Source organism: Lichenifustis flavocetrariae (genome assembly GCF_026130545.1).
Classification (GTDB): Bacteria; Pseudomonadota; Alphaproteobacteria; order Rhizobiales; family Beijerinckiaceae; genus Lichenihabitans; species Lichenihabitans flavocetrariae.
The window spans coordinates 1-14,380 of sequence record NZ_JAMOIM010000021.1; the positions used below are offsets into that span (position 1 = coordinate 1).

Annotated in this window: 16 protein-coding genes; 3 read left to right on the top strand and 13 right to left on the bottom strand. The window is 61.8% G+C overall.

What is annotated here, in order from left to right; genetic code table 11:
• Positions 1 to 27 precede the first annotated feature (27 nt).
• From M8523_RS24070 to M8523_RS24105, 8 genes are all read right to left on the bottom strand, one after another.
• The gene (locus M8523_RS24070; RefSeq protein ID WP_282587455.1) at positions 28 to 474 is read right to left on the bottom strand and encodes a glycosyltransferase; all 447 of its coding nucleotides are present in this window, start codon (positions 472 to 474) and stop codon (positions 28 to 30) included.
• Entirely contained in the window at positions 471 to 1,604 is a 1,134-nt protein-coding gene (locus M8523_RS24075) for an acyltransferase family protein (protein ID WP_282587456.1), read from the bottom strand. The genes M8523_RS24070 and M8523_RS24075 overlap by 4 nt, the downstream gene beginning before the upstream one ends.
• The gene (locus M8523_RS24080; protein ID WP_282587457.1) at positions 1,601 to 3,832 is read right to left on the bottom strand and encodes a polysaccharide biosynthesis tyrosine autokinase; all 2,232 of its coding nucleotides are present in this window, start codon (positions 3,830 to 3,832) and stop codon (positions 1,601 to 1,603) included. The genes M8523_RS24075 and M8523_RS24080 overlap by 4 nt, the downstream gene beginning before the upstream one ends.
• A 99-nt stretch (positions 3,833 to 3,931) precedes the next feature.
• Positions 3,932 to 4,171 carry a hypothetical protein gene (locus M8523_RS24085; protein WP_282587458.1) on the bottom strand — a complete coding sequence of 80 codons (240 nt, stop codon included), beginning with the start codon at positions 4,169 to 4,171 and terminating at the stop codon, positions 3,932 to 3,934.
• 14 nt (positions 4,172 to 4,185) lie between these two features.
• Positions 4,186 to 5,337, bottom strand: a complete 1,152-nt coding sequence (locus M8523_RS24090) for a glycosyltransferase family 4 protein (protein WP_282587459.1) — start codon at positions 5,335 to 5,337, stop codon at positions 4,186 to 4,188.
• Positions 5,334 to 6,089 (bottom strand): WecB/TagA/CpsF family glycosyltransferase, encoded by a 756-nt coding sequence (locus M8523_RS24095; RefSeq protein WP_282587460.1) that lies wholly within the window; start codon positions 6,087 to 6,089, stop codon positions 5,334 to 5,336. Before M8523_RS24095 ends, M8523_RS24090 begins: the two co-directional genes overlap by 4 nt.
• A 364-nt stretch (positions 6,090 to 6,453) precedes the next feature.
• The gene (locus M8523_RS24100; RefSeq protein WP_282587461.1) at positions 6,454 to 7,641 is read right to left on the bottom strand and encodes a polysaccharide biosynthesis/export family protein; all 1,188 of its coding nucleotides are present in this window, start codon (positions 7,639 to 7,641) and stop codon (positions 6,454 to 6,456) included.
• A gap of 212 nt (positions 7,642 to 7,853) precedes the next feature.
• Positions 7,854 to 8,594, bottom strand: a complete 741-nt coding sequence (locus tag M8523_RS24105) for a metallophosphoesterase family protein (RefSeq protein ID WP_282587462.1) — start codon at positions 8,592 to 8,594, stop codon at positions 7,854 to 7,856.
• A gap of 222 nt (positions 8,595 to 8,816) precedes the next feature.
• Here M8523_RS24105 and M8523_RS24110 point away from each other — a divergent pair, with 222 nt between their 5' ends.
• Positions 8,817 to 9,179: an HNH endonuclease family protein gene (locus M8523_RS24110; RefSeq protein WP_282587531.1), complete on the top strand. Its 363-nt coding sequence runs from the start codon at positions 8,817 to 8,819 to the stop codon at positions 9,177 to 9,179.
• A 34-nt stretch (positions 9,180 to 9,213) separates the two neighbouring features.
• Here M8523_RS24110 and M8523_RS24115 read toward each other — a convergent pair whose 3' ends face one another.
• The 4 genes from M8523_RS24115 to M8523_RS24130 all read right to left on the bottom strand — a co-directional run bounded on the left by M8523_RS24115 (position 9,214) and on the right by M8523_RS24130 (position 10,849).
• Positions 9,214 to 9,495 carry a hypothetical protein gene (locus M8523_RS24115; RefSeq protein WP_282587463.1) on the bottom strand — a complete coding sequence of 94 codons (282 nt, stop codon included), beginning with the start codon at positions 9,493 to 9,495 and terminating at the stop codon, positions 9,214 to 9,216.
• Positions 9,496 to 9,644: 149 nt separating this feature from the next.
• Entirely contained in the window at positions 9,645 to 10,127 is a 483-nt protein-coding gene (locus tag M8523_RS24120; RefSeq protein WP_282587464.1) for a GNAT family N-acetyltransferase, read from the bottom strand.
• 229 nt (positions 10,128 to 10,356) lie between these two features.
• Positions 10,357 to 10,554: a 50S ribosomal protein L32 gene (gene rpmF, locus M8523_RS24125; protein ID WP_282587465.1), complete on the bottom strand. Its 198-nt coding sequence runs from the start codon at positions 10,552 to 10,554 to the stop codon at positions 10,357 to 10,359.
• Between the two features lie 121 nt (positions 10,555 to 10,675).
• Positions 10,676 to 10,849: a YjiS-like domain-containing protein gene (locus M8523_RS24130; RefSeq protein WP_282587466.1), complete on the bottom strand. Its 174-nt coding sequence runs from the start codon at positions 10,847 to 10,849 to the stop codon at positions 10,676 to 10,678.
• A gap of 275 nt (positions 10,850 to 11,124) precedes the next feature.
• On the opposite strand from M8523_RS24130, the gene M8523_RS24135 reads away from it, so the two are divergent.
• Together M8523_RS24135 and M8523_RS24140 are read left to right on the top strand one after the other, a co-directional pair.
• On the top strand, positions 11,125 to 12,222 hold the full coding sequence (locus tag M8523_RS24135) for a Ppx/GppA phosphatase family protein (protein ID WP_428351191.1): 1,098 nt from the start codon (positions 11,125 to 11,127) through the stop codon (positions 12,220 to 12,222).
• A complete protein-coding gene (locus M8523_RS24140) occupies positions 12,219 to 12,962 on the top strand; it encodes an RlmE family RNA methyltransferase (protein WP_282587468.1) in 744 nt (247 codons plus the stop codon). The genes M8523_RS24135 and M8523_RS24140 overlap by 4 nt, the downstream gene beginning before the upstream one ends.
• On the opposite strand, the gene M8523_RS24145 is transcribed toward M8523_RS24140, so the two are convergent.
• Entirely contained in the window at positions 12,884 to 14,344 is a 1,461-nt protein-coding gene (locus tag M8523_RS24145) for an MFS transporter (protein WP_428351193.1), read from the bottom strand. The genes M8523_RS24140 and M8523_RS24145 overlap by 79 nt on opposite strands.
• Positions 14,345 to 14,380 lie beyond the last annotated feature (36 nt).

Consider the following 14,380-nt stretch of genomic DNA (forward strand, 5'->3'; position numbering starts at 1 on the left):
GTCTCGACACCCAATTCATACGCTATTTCAGCAGGTTGCGCCACATCCGCCTACCCACGCTGCATAATCCGGGCTAGGGAACGCAATCGTCTCGCCATTGCCGTCAATCAGCCTGTAGTCATGAAAGACGAAGTTCACGTCCTCGCGTACAAAGCATCTGGAGACAACGTCCAGTTTGTCTTCGTCCCAAACGTCATCCTGGTCACAGAACGCGATTAGGTCGCCGCTGCAATGCTGGGCGCATCGCATGAAATTGGCCCGATAGCCTAGGCGGCCTTCAATCCCCAGAAGGACTGTTTTGAATGGCGCGCTCGTAGCGAATTCACGCACGATGTCGAGCGTTCTGTCCGTCGATCCATCATCGGCAACGACCAATTCGTCCGGCAGGCGCGACTGCCTGGCCAAGCTTTCAAGCTGTTCACGAAGGAAGCGCTCGCCGTTGTAGGTCGCGAGCGCGACCGATATGCTCGTCATGCCGGCCGCTGTCTCCGAAGCCAAAATCGTGTTTTGCCCTGAATCGCTCGTAGCAGAGCGGCGCGTACTCTGCCGCGCGCGGGCGCTTCTATGACCCTATAGGTGAAGAACGACAGAACCACGGTTCCAAGCAGCACAGCCACGGTCGCAACCCAGCCGTGCAGGGGAGCCAGAAGGCCAGATCGGGTCGCGGCATCGTAGATCGGTACGTGCAGCAGATAGATCGAGAAGCTGCAGCGTCCGAGCACTGCTGCTGCCGGATTGGCCAATAATGCGGACGCAAACCGCGTCTCGAACGAGAAAGCAAGGGGCAGAAAGGCTGCAAGGAGGATACGTGGGAGATTTCCGTAGAAGCTTGCGAAGGCCGGGTCGACCTGCCGATCGAAGTGTGTTTCTCCGAGAAGCATTTGGCTCAGACCCGGTGCTAAGAATATCACCAGGATTGCGAAGGCAAGCGCGTGGACGGTGACGAGCACAAATTGGGGAAAATGGTTAACGAGGCGGCGGCGTAGCAGGGCCGCCAGCATACCGAACGCGAAAATGTGGAACTTCGACGCCACGAAGACGCCAGGCCAGCGATGGATGTTGGCGAGGCTCAGGCCGGCCAATACGAGCACCACAGCCGCGAAGATCGCGTCGTGCTGCAGGCGGCCACGGATAAGCCAGAGCCCGATAAACACGGCATAGAATTGAACCTCTGGACCGATGGACCAGAACACCGATGTGCTTCCGTTAAAGGTAAGTAAGCGGACGAGTTGCACCGGCGTGACCGTATAGGCGAAATCCGGGTCCCACCAATGGATCGCGAAGGCCGCGAGCACAACGAGGTAGTAGATCGGCACTATGCGGGCCAACCGCGCCGCGCTATAGGCCTCTACCCGGATGCGCGTCGGCGGCGTGACGAGGTAGAGCTCACCCATCAGGAAACCCGAGAGGGCAAAGAAGATCAACACGCCGCAATGGCTAGCGCCGCCGTCGACGAAGGACGGTAGTCCGAAGTCCCCGGCGTGGCCGAGCACCACCATGACGGCCGCAAGACCGCGCAGCCCGTCGAGGCAAGGCATGTGGTCGCGGGATTGACCGCGAAGAGGCTCAGCCGGACGCGCGATCGTCTTATCGCGCGGGCTCACGACATATACCCATATTTCTTGTAGTACTTCTTATTGTACCCCGCGCCCCTGTGCCGATCATAGCGCCCTAGGACCGACAGATCCGCTTTGTTCAGCACGATCCCCAGAGTCGCGTCATAGATCTCGCGTGAGTCCTTGAGGACGGTTTCGACGACGTCGATCTTCGTCGAGCCCCATTCGACGACGTAGACGTAGGAATCGATAAAATGCGTGGTCGCGCGCGCGTCGACCACAGGGGCGAGGGGGGAGAGGTCGACCACGATATAATCGTAGTGGTTTCGTGCGGCGGCGAAGAAGGCGCGCATGCTTTCCGAGCCGAGGATCTCGTTGGTGTGGAGCAGCTTGGGGGCGGCACCGGCGGGCAGGAAATCCAGTTGCGACCCCTCGTCGACGCGGATCAGTTCGGCAAGGTTGCGGCGTCCGGCCACGACGTCGATGAGACCGCCGGCCGCGTCGGGCGCGAAGAGGCGCGAGAGGGACGGGCTGCGCAGGTCCGCATCCACCAGCAGAACACGGCTGCCCGCGTGGGCGATGAGGTGCGCGAAATTCGCCGAAATCGTCGACTTGCCTTCGTTCGGCAGCGTGGAGGTGACGCCGATCACCTGATGGCTCTTACCGACATTGGCGACGTCGACCGCGATCTTGATCGACCGCAAGCCTTCGGCGAAAGCCGAGAAGGGCTCGTCGATCACGTGCCGGTAGAGTGAATCTGTGGCGGCAACGATCCGCCGGGAGCCTCGGTCAACGGAGGCCGGACTTGCGGCGCTCGCCAGAAGTAGGGATTTCGACCGCTTCACTTTCGGGAGCGTAGCGATGCAGCCGAGAGCCACCTGTTTCTCCACCTGACCCGCCGAGCGGAACACGCCATCCATGAGTTCCCGCAAGGCAGCGATGCCGAAACTCAGGAGCAGGCCTCCGGCCAGGGCGGCGCCAAGTGTTCCCGTCTTGTTGGGTTTGCTGGGCAGATAGGGACGTGTGGCAGGCGTGATGAGCCTGGCCTCGGTGGCGGGATAGGATTCCTGCTGCACGGCATCCATGTAGCGCTGCAGGAAGTTATCATAGAGCGTGCGGGAGGATTGCGCCGCGCTCTGCAACTCACGGAGCCGAACCAGCGACTGGTTGGTGCTTTCCGAGACCGTCACACTGCTTGTGAGGTTCGCGGTCAGCGCGGCTTCGCGGGCCTGGGCCACGACATAGTCGCTGCGGGCTCCTTCGGCGACTTTCTTCATCTCGTCGGTGATGCTTCGCTGCATGCCGGCGATCTGATCCTGAATGTTAAGCGTCGCCTGGTGTTTGGCACCGTAGCGGGTCGCGAAAAGCTGCTGCCGGGCCTGCAGGTCGAGGATCTGTTGACGCAGCCGCACGATGATTTCGTTGTGGAGGGCTTCGGTCGTGGACGCGTCCGGCACCGCCTGTTTCATCACATCGTTGATGCGGTCGAGGCGCGCCTTGGCCTCTGCCGTGGCCGCCCGGGCGCTGGCGAGTTGGCTGCTCGCCTCCGACATCTGCTGTTCGTTCATCAATCGACCGTCGGCCGCCACGATATTGTTCTTGGCCTTGAAATCGGCCACAGCCTTTTCGGCGCCACTGGATTGGACGCCGAGTTCGTTCAACCGGTCCTGCAGCCACACGCTCGCCCGACGGGTGGCCTGAAACTTGGCGTCGAGCTGATCGCTCACATAAGCATCGACGGTCGCGTTGGCGACACGGGCCGCCTTCTCGGGATCATGGGATTGAAAGCCGATCATCACGGCATAGGTGGCAGGCACCCGGCTGACCACGAGGCTATTGGCCACGGCTTTGGTCGCGATAGCCTGCGCCTGCTCGTCTGAAAGTCCCTCGCGCGAGCGGACAAATTCAGGGTCGTTCTGCAATTGGAGGCTCTTGACCACCGCCGTCGCGATGGCGTCCGATCGCAATACTTCGAGCTGCGTTTGAATCGCGACGGCATCTTCGGGCTGATCGCTGTTGGCCGATTGTTGCTGAAACGCATGCACCTTGAGCACGTCGAGCACCATCGTGGCCTGAGCCACATAAACGGGCGGCGTCACGACGAGATAGGCGACGCCGCAGCCGAGGAGCAGCGCCGGCAGCAGGACGAACAACGGCCAGTGCCGCCGCACCAGCCCCAACATCGCCTGGAACGCGTCGACCACCGAGCCTGCGTCGAAATCGCGATGCGGCTCATAGGCGAGACTCTGAACCGAGCCCTTGCTCGTTTGAAGCATCAAGCAGTCTTTCCCGCTGCTTCAAGCAAACTTGGGCGGCCTGCGTAGGCACGAAGCGACGCGTTCTTGCTGACAGCCGGAGTCCGCGGGAGATTAGGGTCAGTCGCGCGCATGGAGAACCACCGCACATCGATCTTCTGTCACGCTCCGCAGGCCGCGTTTTGTTCGAACATGCCGCAAGACCAGACATTCGGGCTCGGCGCCGACATAGCCCGTCGGATAAGGCTCGCCCCAGAACGGCAGCAGGCGGTTTTCCTCAGCGCTCGCGGGCGCCGCGTGCACGAGAGCCGCAACGCTCAAAACCACTGCGCAGAGTATGGAGACACGACGAACCTTCATGGGAATCTCCTCACTCATGACAGCGGGGCTGCGGTGACCGTCGGCGCATTCGCGCGGCGGTCCAGAGCCGCCGTATAGGCGCGATGCATGATGTCCGCCGCTGCATCCCAGGAATAGCGATCGACCGAAGCGAGTGCGGTCGCCCGCATTTCCGCTGAACGATCCAGCAGGCTGAGGTGTTGCGCCTCGATCGAGGCCGCGGCTGCGGGTGCGGCGTCAAAATCGGTCAACAATCCCAGACCGGCATCCCCGATCAGCTTGGCGAACGGCGGGATGCGGCTGAGAACCGGGACCAGCCCGGCCGACAGGCCCTCGACGATGCTGATGCCGAAGCCTTCGTGCCGCGATGCCGAGACGATATAGCTTGCATGGCCGATGGCGGCGGCGATCTCGTTATCGCTTGGGCTATCCAAAATGGTCACGGCATCGGTCATTGCATGAGACCGCGCGCCCTCCCGGAGTTCGGCCGTCGTCACGTCCCACGGGCGGCCCGCGATGATCAGTGACCATGACGGGTCGATCTTCCGCAACGCGCAGAGCACAGGAAAGAGCGCTGCGAGATTCTTGTTAGACGAAAAGCGCCCGATGTAGAGCAGAGTCCGGATGGGGCGCCGGCTGCCGCGGTCCCGCCATTTCTGGAAGTCGACGCCATTGGCGGCCAGCATGAGTTTGCGGGCCGCGATGGGCCGAAAAAGATCGAGGTCACTGTCGCTCGAGGCGAAGATGGTACGATAGGCGTGCGCCGATGTACGGGTGGCGGTTTGAAAAAAGGCGCGCTTGAGCTGCTGCGCGAACGCCGTGTGGAAGAATCCGCCATGGGTCGAGGCGACCAAAGGCCTCCGGTGGATCCAACGGGTCGCGGCGAGAAAGTCAAAGAAGAAGTCGATTCCGTGAACATGGACGATGTCGGCATCGCCGATCCGCGACAGAACCGCAGGGGCCACCGGATACCGGAAAGACCCGCGAAACGGGATCCGTCGGACCTCCACACCTTGGACCGCGGCGAGACCGGGCAAACGCTCTGGTCCTCCGTTCGCAATCCTGTCCAAAGTCACGACAGCCGTCTCGACACCCCGCTTTTGGAGCGTCAGGCAAAGCTTCAGGACAGCCTCTTCGAGGCCGCCGATCGAGGGCGCAAACTGACGAACGACATGGATCACCTTCATGATCCGGTCCATTCCCTGGGTTGAACAGGCGACGGTGCGACAAAGACGAGCGAAAAGAAGTGGATCACGCCGACCGTGTATCGCCGCAACAGCCGCTTGGGTTCGATAGCGACGCGGTAGACCCATTCGAGCCGCAAGCGCCTGATGAGAGCTGGCGCGCGCCGCCGCTTCCCGGTCATCCAATCGAACAGGGCACCGACGCCGAAGATAAGTTTCGCGTCGAGGCGGTCCCAATGTTGGAGCACCCATTGTTCCTGCAGAGGATTGCCGAGCCCGACCAACAAGATGTCAGGCGAGGCGGCGGCGATTTCCTTTAAGACCTCATCTTCCCGCTCCCAGACGGAAAAGCCGTCACAATAGCCGGCGACGCGGCAGCCGGGATTGTTCGCGATCCGCGCGGCGGCGGCCGCAACGACCTCCGGCGTGCTGCCAATCAGGTAAACCGAAGCGGTTCCGCGCAGCCTCTCTAAAAAGCGTGGCACGAAATCTGTGCCGTTCATGTTCTCGCGAAAGCCTCGACCGAAGCGCAGGAAAGCCGCGATCTGCATGCCGATACCATCGTTGACGAGAAGATAACTTTCCTTGTTCGAGAGTCCGCAACCTAGATCTTGGCAGGAGGTGACGAAGTGATGGTTCACGAACCCGATGGCGATCTTGCGATTGGCCCGCATGCGTGTCTGGAGAAAGCGGATGAGCAAGTCGGTCCGTGTGCTCCGAACCCGGAAACCGCCCAGCAGAAAAGACCCGATCACGGGGCCGCCCCCCGAAGGACGCTGGGAAGGACAAAACCATCAGACGCCCTTCCTGCCACGATTGGTGTGCGAGGCTGCCTGCTTCGGCTGGGTTCCTTGATGCAAACGGTCCTGCGACAAGTCTGCGCCATTGCGCCTCTCCCGTGGATCAGCGCGCGCAGAAGGGTAGCCGCAAGACGAGCGACGTCCTTCAGTACTGACGCACTGTCAAAAAAGTCCGGTGTATTCAGCTGCGGGAAAGATCTGACAGAGAGGCTCTGCTATTCAGATCTTTCAAAATTGGCCCCGTGGAAGGTTATCTGATCGTTGAACTCGACTAATGACCCTCGATTGTCGATCTTTGCCTGATAAGACGAGCAGTGACTCAGTTTGATCGGATTGCGGCGCGAACCGCATAGCCGGTCGTGACCGCGTAACCGGCGTTGGCCGCCGTATTGGTGAAGAGGCTGAGCAGCGACAGGAACTTGCTGATCTCCACTTCCTTGGCATTGGCGATAAAGAGAACGTCCTGGTTGCGAACCATGAACTTGGTGGCCAGGAAGTAACCCGATGGATCCGCAAGGCTGATCTGGAAGATCACCGGCACTGTCGGGCCCGTGAAACCTGAAACATTCGCGCCGAGCATCGCCGCGACATCTCTGGGTTCCTGCCGGTAGAGGAACACCGAGGCAGCATCGGCCTGGGTGTCTACAAGACCTCCAGCCTTAGCGACCGCCTCGGCCAGATTGATCCGCCACGCATCAAAGGGAAATTCCCCCTGCTGCCCGGATGCACCGAACGCGATGAACTTCTGCTGCTCGCGGTAGACATAGATCCGGTCTCCCGGCTGAATGTAGATGTTGTTCGCTGCATTCATGATGAGGTTTTCGAATGGAACGGTCGCGCGACGTCCGCCGCGATCAAGAACCACCCAAGTCTCGTATCCCTGGCCGCGAATGCCACCGGCCCGCGTCAAGGCATCTGTGATGCGATCACCCGCACCGGAGGCGGCAGCGGCGAAACGCTGTGGCGAATTCACCTCGCCCATGACGGATACGAGGCTCGTCCGCTGCGAGGTCACGGAGACGACAACCTGAGGGTCGATGGCGCGATTCTTGATGCGCGAAATGATCGCGTTCTGAACTTGAACCGTCGTATGGCCAGCGGCGCGGATGATGCCTCCGTAGGGCATGGTGATATTGCCGTCGTTGTCGATTGTCTGTTCTGGCAACTGCACGAAGTTGCCAGGTCGGACCCCGGCCTCGGCCGGGATGTACAGTCCGCCGGCTGCGGCCTCGAACACCGTGACGCCAACGACGTCGCCAATGCCGAGAACCAGATTGGCCGGGGGACGCCCATCTGTGAAAACACCTGCAAGCCCCTTGGGCTCATTCTGCTCAAGCACGGCAACGGTGTTCGCCGTTACCGGAACGAGGTGGTAAGGCACCACCGACGAGTCGCGGCTCTCGATTGCAGCAGATGTCGGACCTGCCACTGGCAGGGACGAACAGCCTGTACAATCGAGTGCCACAGCCGTGATCAGAATCCAGACGCAACGCTTCTGAACCAGCATGAAAGCCCTTTGCCGAAACTCAACGAATGATCCTCGTTGCCAATAGAAGCGTTAGAACTCTCTGTTCTATTCACGCACAGGTTGCAATGTGAATCAACGTAAATTTTCGGTTATGGTGCGATGCACAAGCGCGTGGCCGGGTTTCGCCGGGACCGAAATCAGGACGTTGACAAGAGGAAATTAGGCTGGAGCGGTCTTTGGCGAGTGCAGGCCTAAAGGAACCGCCGGGTGTCTTCTTCCAACACCAGGCAGGTCAGGCGGCCGGTCGCATAGGCTCCGGTGTCGATATTCACCCGGTTGGCGGTCACGTCTGGGTCTTTGACGGGTGTGTGACCGTGCACGACGAACTTATCGAAACGGCGCGTGCTTTTGAGAAATGCGTCACGAATCCAGAGCAGATCCCGCTCGGTCTGCGAATCGAGCGGCCGGCCCGGATTGATCCCCGCATGGGCGAAGAGGTAATCCCCCTCCTGATGCGAGGTTTGCAACGATTCGAAGAAAGCGCGATGGCTGTCCGGCATTGCAACCTGCAGTGCGTCTGCGAGGCTATAGCAGTCTTGGTCAGTCGGCTGCAGCGGCGGCACCAGTCCGTAGGACAGCAAGGTCGGGTAGCCGCCCATCGATTTCCAGAAAGGGAGAACCAGCGGCTGCCATAGGAAGTCGATCAGGATGGCCTCGTGATTTCCTTTAAGGAACACGGTCGGCACAATGCTGGAGAGCGTCGACAGGCGGTCCAAGACCCCAAAGCTGTTCGGCCCGCGATCGATATAGTCGCCTAAAAACACGAACAGGAGATCGGCGATCGGATCGGCCGCAAGGTCCGACGTGATGCGGTGCAGCACGCCGTCCAGGAGGTCGAGCCGACCGTGAATGTCACCGACGCAGTAGAGCCGCTGGCCGCGCGCGAGGGCGGGCCAGGTTTGACGGCGTGGCGAGGGCGGGTCGACGTCCAAAGTCCTTCCTGACGGTCGCGACGGGGCCGCATCATTGTCGACCAGGCCGTATGACCCAAGCCATCCCAGCATATGTCAACAGATTTAAAGCAAATTGAACCCGTCCGCGCACGCATCTCGGAAATGGGTGTCCTGCGGGGTCAGTCCTGCAATTTTGACGCCGAAATGACGCAGTCCAAGGCTCGATCGGTTCCGGCATCATGGGTGCCCCCGCAGATGCGGATGGCCAGGCCGGCCCCTCGGGCGCGGTGGTTATGGATCAACCACGTGATGGACCTCTTTTGCCCGCTCTGCGACCGGCCCATCCCAGACGGTGCAAAATCGAGCCGGCACCACCTTGTTCCCAAACTCAAAGGGGGCGCGAGAGGAGAGACCGTCATCCTCCATCAAATCTGCCATAGTGCCATCCACGCCCGCTTTTCCGAGACTGAGCTCGCTCGGCGGCTGAACACGATCGAGACGCTCAGGGCGGAACCTGCTCTCGCGGAATTCCTGGACTGGGTTCGCACCAAGCCGTGCGACTTTCATGCCCCGACACGGCAGGCGACCTCGCGTGGTCGCGCCACGCGATACAGGCGGTCGTGATCGTCCAACTCCACCGCGGTGGCCGGGTTCGCGCTCAGGCTACAGCGCGACCGCTGGTGACCTTGCCGACCGTCGAGCGAACGGCATTGAGCACCTGGCCTAAATACGTGAGGCCTGCATCGGTGAGAACGGCGCGATCATGATCCACACGGGCCAGACCGATCGCCTCGACCTCGCGCACACCCTGCGGATCGGCCGCATGACCGGCCCCGTCTTGCAGCACCACCTCAGATACGGTCTCGCCCGACGTCAACTGGTGATAGGCCGCGAAGACGAAAATCGACAGTCCCTTGTCGCTGAGGATGGGCTCGCTCATTGGATGCTCCTATGGCCGGATCAAACGGGTTCTAGGGTGCTCCAATCGATCGTCGAGCAGAGTAGGGAGCCAAAAGGCGAAGCTCATTGCCGCAGGACGTCGCAGCGAAGACCGATCACATCCTGCCGTTTCGAAGCTCTCGGTTGATTTCAAAGGGCTTGAAACATGACGAGGGCGTCGACGAGCCCATGTGTCGGGTGATCAAAGGCGAGGGGAAGCCTGCCGACGATGTCGAACCCGAACGACTGCCACAGACGCACCGCGCGTTCATTCGTGCCGACCACGAAATTGAACTGCATCGCCTTGAAGCCCAGGCGTCTGGCCTCATTCAAAGAGTGCTCGCACATATGTCGCGCGATGCCGCGGCCGGCAGCCCGTGCCGCGGTCATGTAGCCGCAATTGCAGACATGGCTGCCACCGCCGAACTGGTTCGGCCGGATGTAGTAGCTGCCAAGAATGTCACCCGCCTCTTCAAGGACAAACGTGCGCCTGTCGGGTCCCATCCAGTAGGCGATCGCGGCGGCTTCGGTCATGTCAGGCGGGAGCGCGTAGGTCTCCGCCGCCCGGATTGTCGGGCCGATGATCGACCAAATGGCAGCGGCGTCTTCGGCGCCAGCGGGTCGGATCACCATCTTATGTGCGTCCAGGGTTTTGCGTCAGCATACGCGCGTTCCCGCGCTCCGCCTGACCGGTCTGGTACTGCGGACTTAGCCATCGCCGGCTATTCTAGGTGCATCTTAGCCATTGCGCATACGACCGCCACCCCGAGGACGGCCGAAGCCGCTCGTCGTAGCGGGTGTCAGGCACAAAAAAGGCGCCGGGCGAAGTCCGACGCCGGATCACGCTTCGTGCTCGACTGGCTCAGTCAGCCTCGACCGCCGCAGCCTTGGGCTTCAACACCATGCGGCCACGATACATACCGCTCTTGAGATCGACGTGATGCGGACGGCGCAGCTCGCCCGAGTCCTTGTCTTCGACATAGGTGGGCTGGGCCAAGGCGTCAGCAGAGCGACGGAAGCCGCGCTTCATTGGCGAGGTTTTTCGTTTCGGAACGGCCATATCAAACTCCACAAGCAAAAAGGCTGCCGCTCAGGGAGCGACAGCACCAAATCCGGGGGCTCGATACACCCTCCGGCGGGATCTGGCTAGCCCAAATCCACCAAGGTCCGCGATGCTTGGGTCAGAACGCCTGGTGACGCTGCAGCCGTCCGTTGACGGCATCCACAAGCGATCCCCGCTCCACGCCGATATCGGCCAGTTGGTAGTCGTTCAAGGCCGACAATTCGCGGATCGCGGCCTGCCGTTGAGTGCGCTCGCGCAAAGATTTCAGCACATTTTGTAATCGGGTCAGCACGGTATTTGGTCCTAGTTTCGTGTTCCATGTATATTTGTGCTCCAATCTTGTGCAAAGCAAGATGAATAGATGTGCAAAGCAGCAAGGCCAGCCATGCAGGTGCGGCAGGGCGAAATCTGCGCGATTTTACCGGACGTTAGGAAGTCGGTGGGGGTCGAAGGACTGAAGCCCCGGCGGTGCTTGGCTTTTTTGTGTCACAAGCGTTACATTCATGAAAAGCGACCGATAACGGCTAACGTGAGATCGCGCGGGACGAGAGGAAACGGTTCAACGCTATGGCCCTGATGACCGTCGAGCCGCATCGCCCAGAGGTATTCAGTCCGTCCCGCGAGACATCTTGTGCAACAGGTTCGGCTGGCCCGTCCCGCATGGTCTACGGGGCCCTCGACCTCGGAACGAACAATTGCCGGCTGCTGATCGCACGGCCGTCCCATGACGGGTTCAAGATCGTCGATTCATTCTCGCGCATCGTTCGACTGGGCGAGGGGTTGGCCCTGACAGGACGGCTTTGCGACGGTGCGATCGACCGGACGCTTGGGGCTTTGACCGTGTGTCGAGACAAATTACAGGCGCGCGGGGTGAGACGGATGCACCTCGTGGCCACCGAGGCCTGCCGCGCCGCCGCGAACGGGCCTGATTTCATCACGCGAGTCGCTTCGGAAATCGGCCTCGATCTGGAGGTCGTGGATCGTGAAACGGAAGCGGCGTTGGCGGCATCCGGATGTGCGGCGCTGGCGGACGGACAGGCCGAAGGTGTGCTCCTGTTCGACATCGGCGGTGGCTCGTCCGAGCTCGTCTGGCTTGATGGCGCTCGGGCCCGGGTGGCACGGGATGAGAATACAATCAAGAACCGCATCCGGTCCTGGACATCGCTGCCGCTTGGCGTGGTGACGCTCGCGGATCGCTTCGGCGGACATGATGTCACGGCGGAGCGCTTCGAAGCGATGGTGACATTCGTGGCCGACGCGATGTCCGAATTCGTGGACGCGGCGCGGAACAATGGCCGCTGTCCGCGTTTCCATCTGCTTGGGACATCGGGCACGGTCACGACCGTGGCAGGCGTCTACCTCGGGCTCGACCGTTATGACCGTCGCCGGGTGGATGGTCTCTGGATGTCCAATGCGGAAGTCACGACCGCCATGTCTCACCTTCGTGCCATGCCGTTCGAGTCGCGGGCCGCGCATGGATGTATCGGGCCCGATCGGGCTGATCTCGTGCTCGCCGGCTGCGCCATTCTGGAGGCCATCCGGCGCGCATTTCCATGCGAGAGGCTGCGCATCGCCGATCGTGGCCTGCGCGAAGGTATCCTGATGAAGATGATGCAGAAGGACAAAGCCTGGGCGCAATTGCCGGGCGCGAGGTCGGGCTGGTGACCGAAAAGGCGGGAGTGGGGGGACGCGCGGGCGGACGCTCCCTCAAGATACGGGTCAAGACCGCCCGCAAACGCTCCTTGTCGTCGACGATCTGGCTGCAACGACAGCTGAATGATCCCTATGTGGCGCAAGCGCGCCGCGAGGGATTTCGCTCTCGGGCCGCCTTCAAGCTCGCGGAGATCGACGACAAATACCGGCTTCTCAGGCGGGGGCAGCGACTCGTCGACCTCGGCGCGGCGCCAGGCGGGTGGTCGCAGGTCGCCGCGACCCGCATCGGCGCCGATAAGGGGCAGGGCGGCATCGTGGCCATCGATCTCCTCGACATGGAGCCGGTGCCGGGCGTCGCCTTCACGCAGATGGATTTCCTCGACGAAGACGCTCCCGATCGCGTTCGGGCTATGCTGGATGGGCAAGCCGATGGCGTCATCTCCGATATGGCCGCCAATGCCACGGGCCATCGCAAGACCGATCACATCAAGATCGTGGCGTTGGTGGAACTCGCCGTGAGCTTTGCGGTCGAGGTGCTGAAGCCGGGCGGTTTCTTCCTGGCCAAGGTGCTGCAGGGAGGGACGGAGGGCACGCTGCTGGCCGGGTTGAAGCGCGACTTCGCCGTCGTGCGTCACATCAAACCGCAGGCAAGCCGGCAGGATTCCGCCGAGCTTTACGTTCTGGCGACCGGCTTCAGGGGCACGGCCTCCGGTGCATCGGCTGAAGAAGTGGCCGAAGCCGACGCGTCGTAGCGAGGTCGCCCTGTCAGCGACGCGCCAGCGTCTCTTGGCAGCCTCAGGAACACGAGAGCCGACACGGCCGAGATGAGACCGACCACGGTGAAGGCGGCGCCGAAATCCTGCACCCGCAACACGCTGTCCCCATGGGCGACGCGCGAGAATTCGATCACCGCCGCGCCCACGGCCACGCCACTCGAGAGCGAGAGTTGCTGGGCCACCGAGGCGAAGCTCGTGGCCCGGCTCATGGTTGGGTTGTCGATATCCGCATAGGCGATCGCGTTGATGCCGGTGAATTCGAGCGAGCGGAAGAAACCACCCGCGAGCAGCAGGCCGAACATCAGAGCGAGAGGGGTCGTGGACGTGAAGGTGCCATAGAGCAGCAGAAAGACACTGCTGATCAGTGCGTTGGTGACCAGAACCGTGCGGAAGCCGAAGCGGCGCAGGATTGTCTGCGCGGTCGTCTTCATCAGCATGGCGCCCGCGGCCGACGCGAATGTCAGACAGCCAGATTGGAATGGCGTCATGCCCAGCCCGAGCTGCAGCAGGAGTGGTAGCAGAAAAGGCAATGCGCCGATGCCGAGGCGAAAGAGGTAGCCTCCGAGCACGCTGCCACGGAAGGTTGCGACCTTCAAAAGCTTAAGGTCGATGATTGGATAGGGCGCTCGCCCGGCATGCCAGACATAGACCGCTATCGTGACGCCGCCGCCGAGAACGAGCCCCAGCGTCACCAGCGGCGACAGAAAACCACGCCCCGCCACCGTCAGGCCGAACATGAGCGCCGAAAGACCGACGCCGGACAGGATGAACCCGAGGATGTCGAGCGGCCACACCGTCTTTTCGCGAATGTTGGGGATGTAGAGGGTCGCCAGCACGACCCCCAGCAGCCCGATCGGGACGTTGATCCAGAAGATCCAGCGCCAGTGCGCGTAGGTGGTGATGAAGCCACCGAGCGGCGGCCCCAGGATCGGCCCAAGCAGGGCCGGGATCGTCAGATAGGCCAGTGCCTGAACCAATTCGTCTCGCGGAACCGAGCGGAACAGTACGAGTCGTCCGACCGGAACCATCATGGCCCCGCCGGCCCCTTGGAACATTCTCGCCGCCACAAAGCCCGGCAAGGTGCTGGACAGACCGCAGAGGATCGAGCCGAGCGTAAAGACCACGATGGCTGACCGAAACACCGTCCGGGCACCGAACCGGTCCGCCGCCCACCCACTGGCCGGGATGAAGATCGCGAGACTCAGGAGATAAGACGTCAAGGCGAGTTTGAGCGCGATCGGGTCTTGATGCAGATCGACCGCGATGGCGGGCAGCGAGGTCGCGAGCACCGTCGAGTCCATGTTTTCCATGAACAGCGCGCAGGCCACGATGAGGGGTGTGAGGAGGCGAGAAGGCACGATATACTCGGGACCAGGGATGCGCTGGCGGCAGGG

Bases quoted from the DNA above. Each gene is read 5' to 3' on its own strand.
- M8523_RS24090 (WP_282587459.1), bottom strand. From the start codon at position 5,337: ATGAAGGTGATCCATGTCGTTCGTCAGTTTGCGCCCTCGATCGGCGGC.
- M8523_RS24135 (WP_428351191.1), top strand. From the start codon at position 11,125: ATGGCCCTGATGACCGTCGAGCCGCATCGCCCAGAGGTATTCAGTCCG.
- M8523_RS24085 (WP_282587458.1), bottom strand. From the start codon at position 4,171: ATGAAGGTTCGTCGTGTCTCCATACTCTGCGCAGTGGTTTTGAGCGTT.
- M8523_RS24070 (WP_282587455.1), bottom strand. From the start codon at position 474: ATGACGAGCATATCGGTCGCGCTCGCGACCTACAACGGCGAGCGCTTC.
- M8523_RS24115 (WP_282587463.1), bottom strand. From the start codon at position 9,495: ATGAGCGAGCCCATCCTCAGCGACAAGGGACTGTCGATTTTCGTCTTC.
- M8523_RS24110 (WP_282587531.1), top strand. From the start codon at position 8,817: ATGGCCAGGCCGGCCCCTCGGGCGCGGTGGTTATGGATCAACCACGTG.
- rpmF (WP_282587465.1), bottom strand. From the start codon at position 10,554: ATGGCCGTTCCGAAACGAAAAACCTCGCCAATGAAGCGCGGCTTCCGT.
- M8523_RS24120 (WP_282587464.1), bottom strand. From the start codon at position 10,127: ATGGTGATCCGACCCGCTGGCGCCGAAGACGCCGCTGCCATTTGGTCG.
- M8523_RS24080 (WP_282587457.1), bottom strand. From the start codon at position 3,832: ATGCTTCAAACGAGCAAGGGCTCGGTTCAGAGTCTCGCCTATGAGCCG.
- M8523_RS24100 (WP_282587461.1), bottom strand. From the start codon at position 7,641: ATGCTGGTTCAGAAGCGTTGCGTCTGGATTCTGATCACGGCTGTGGCA.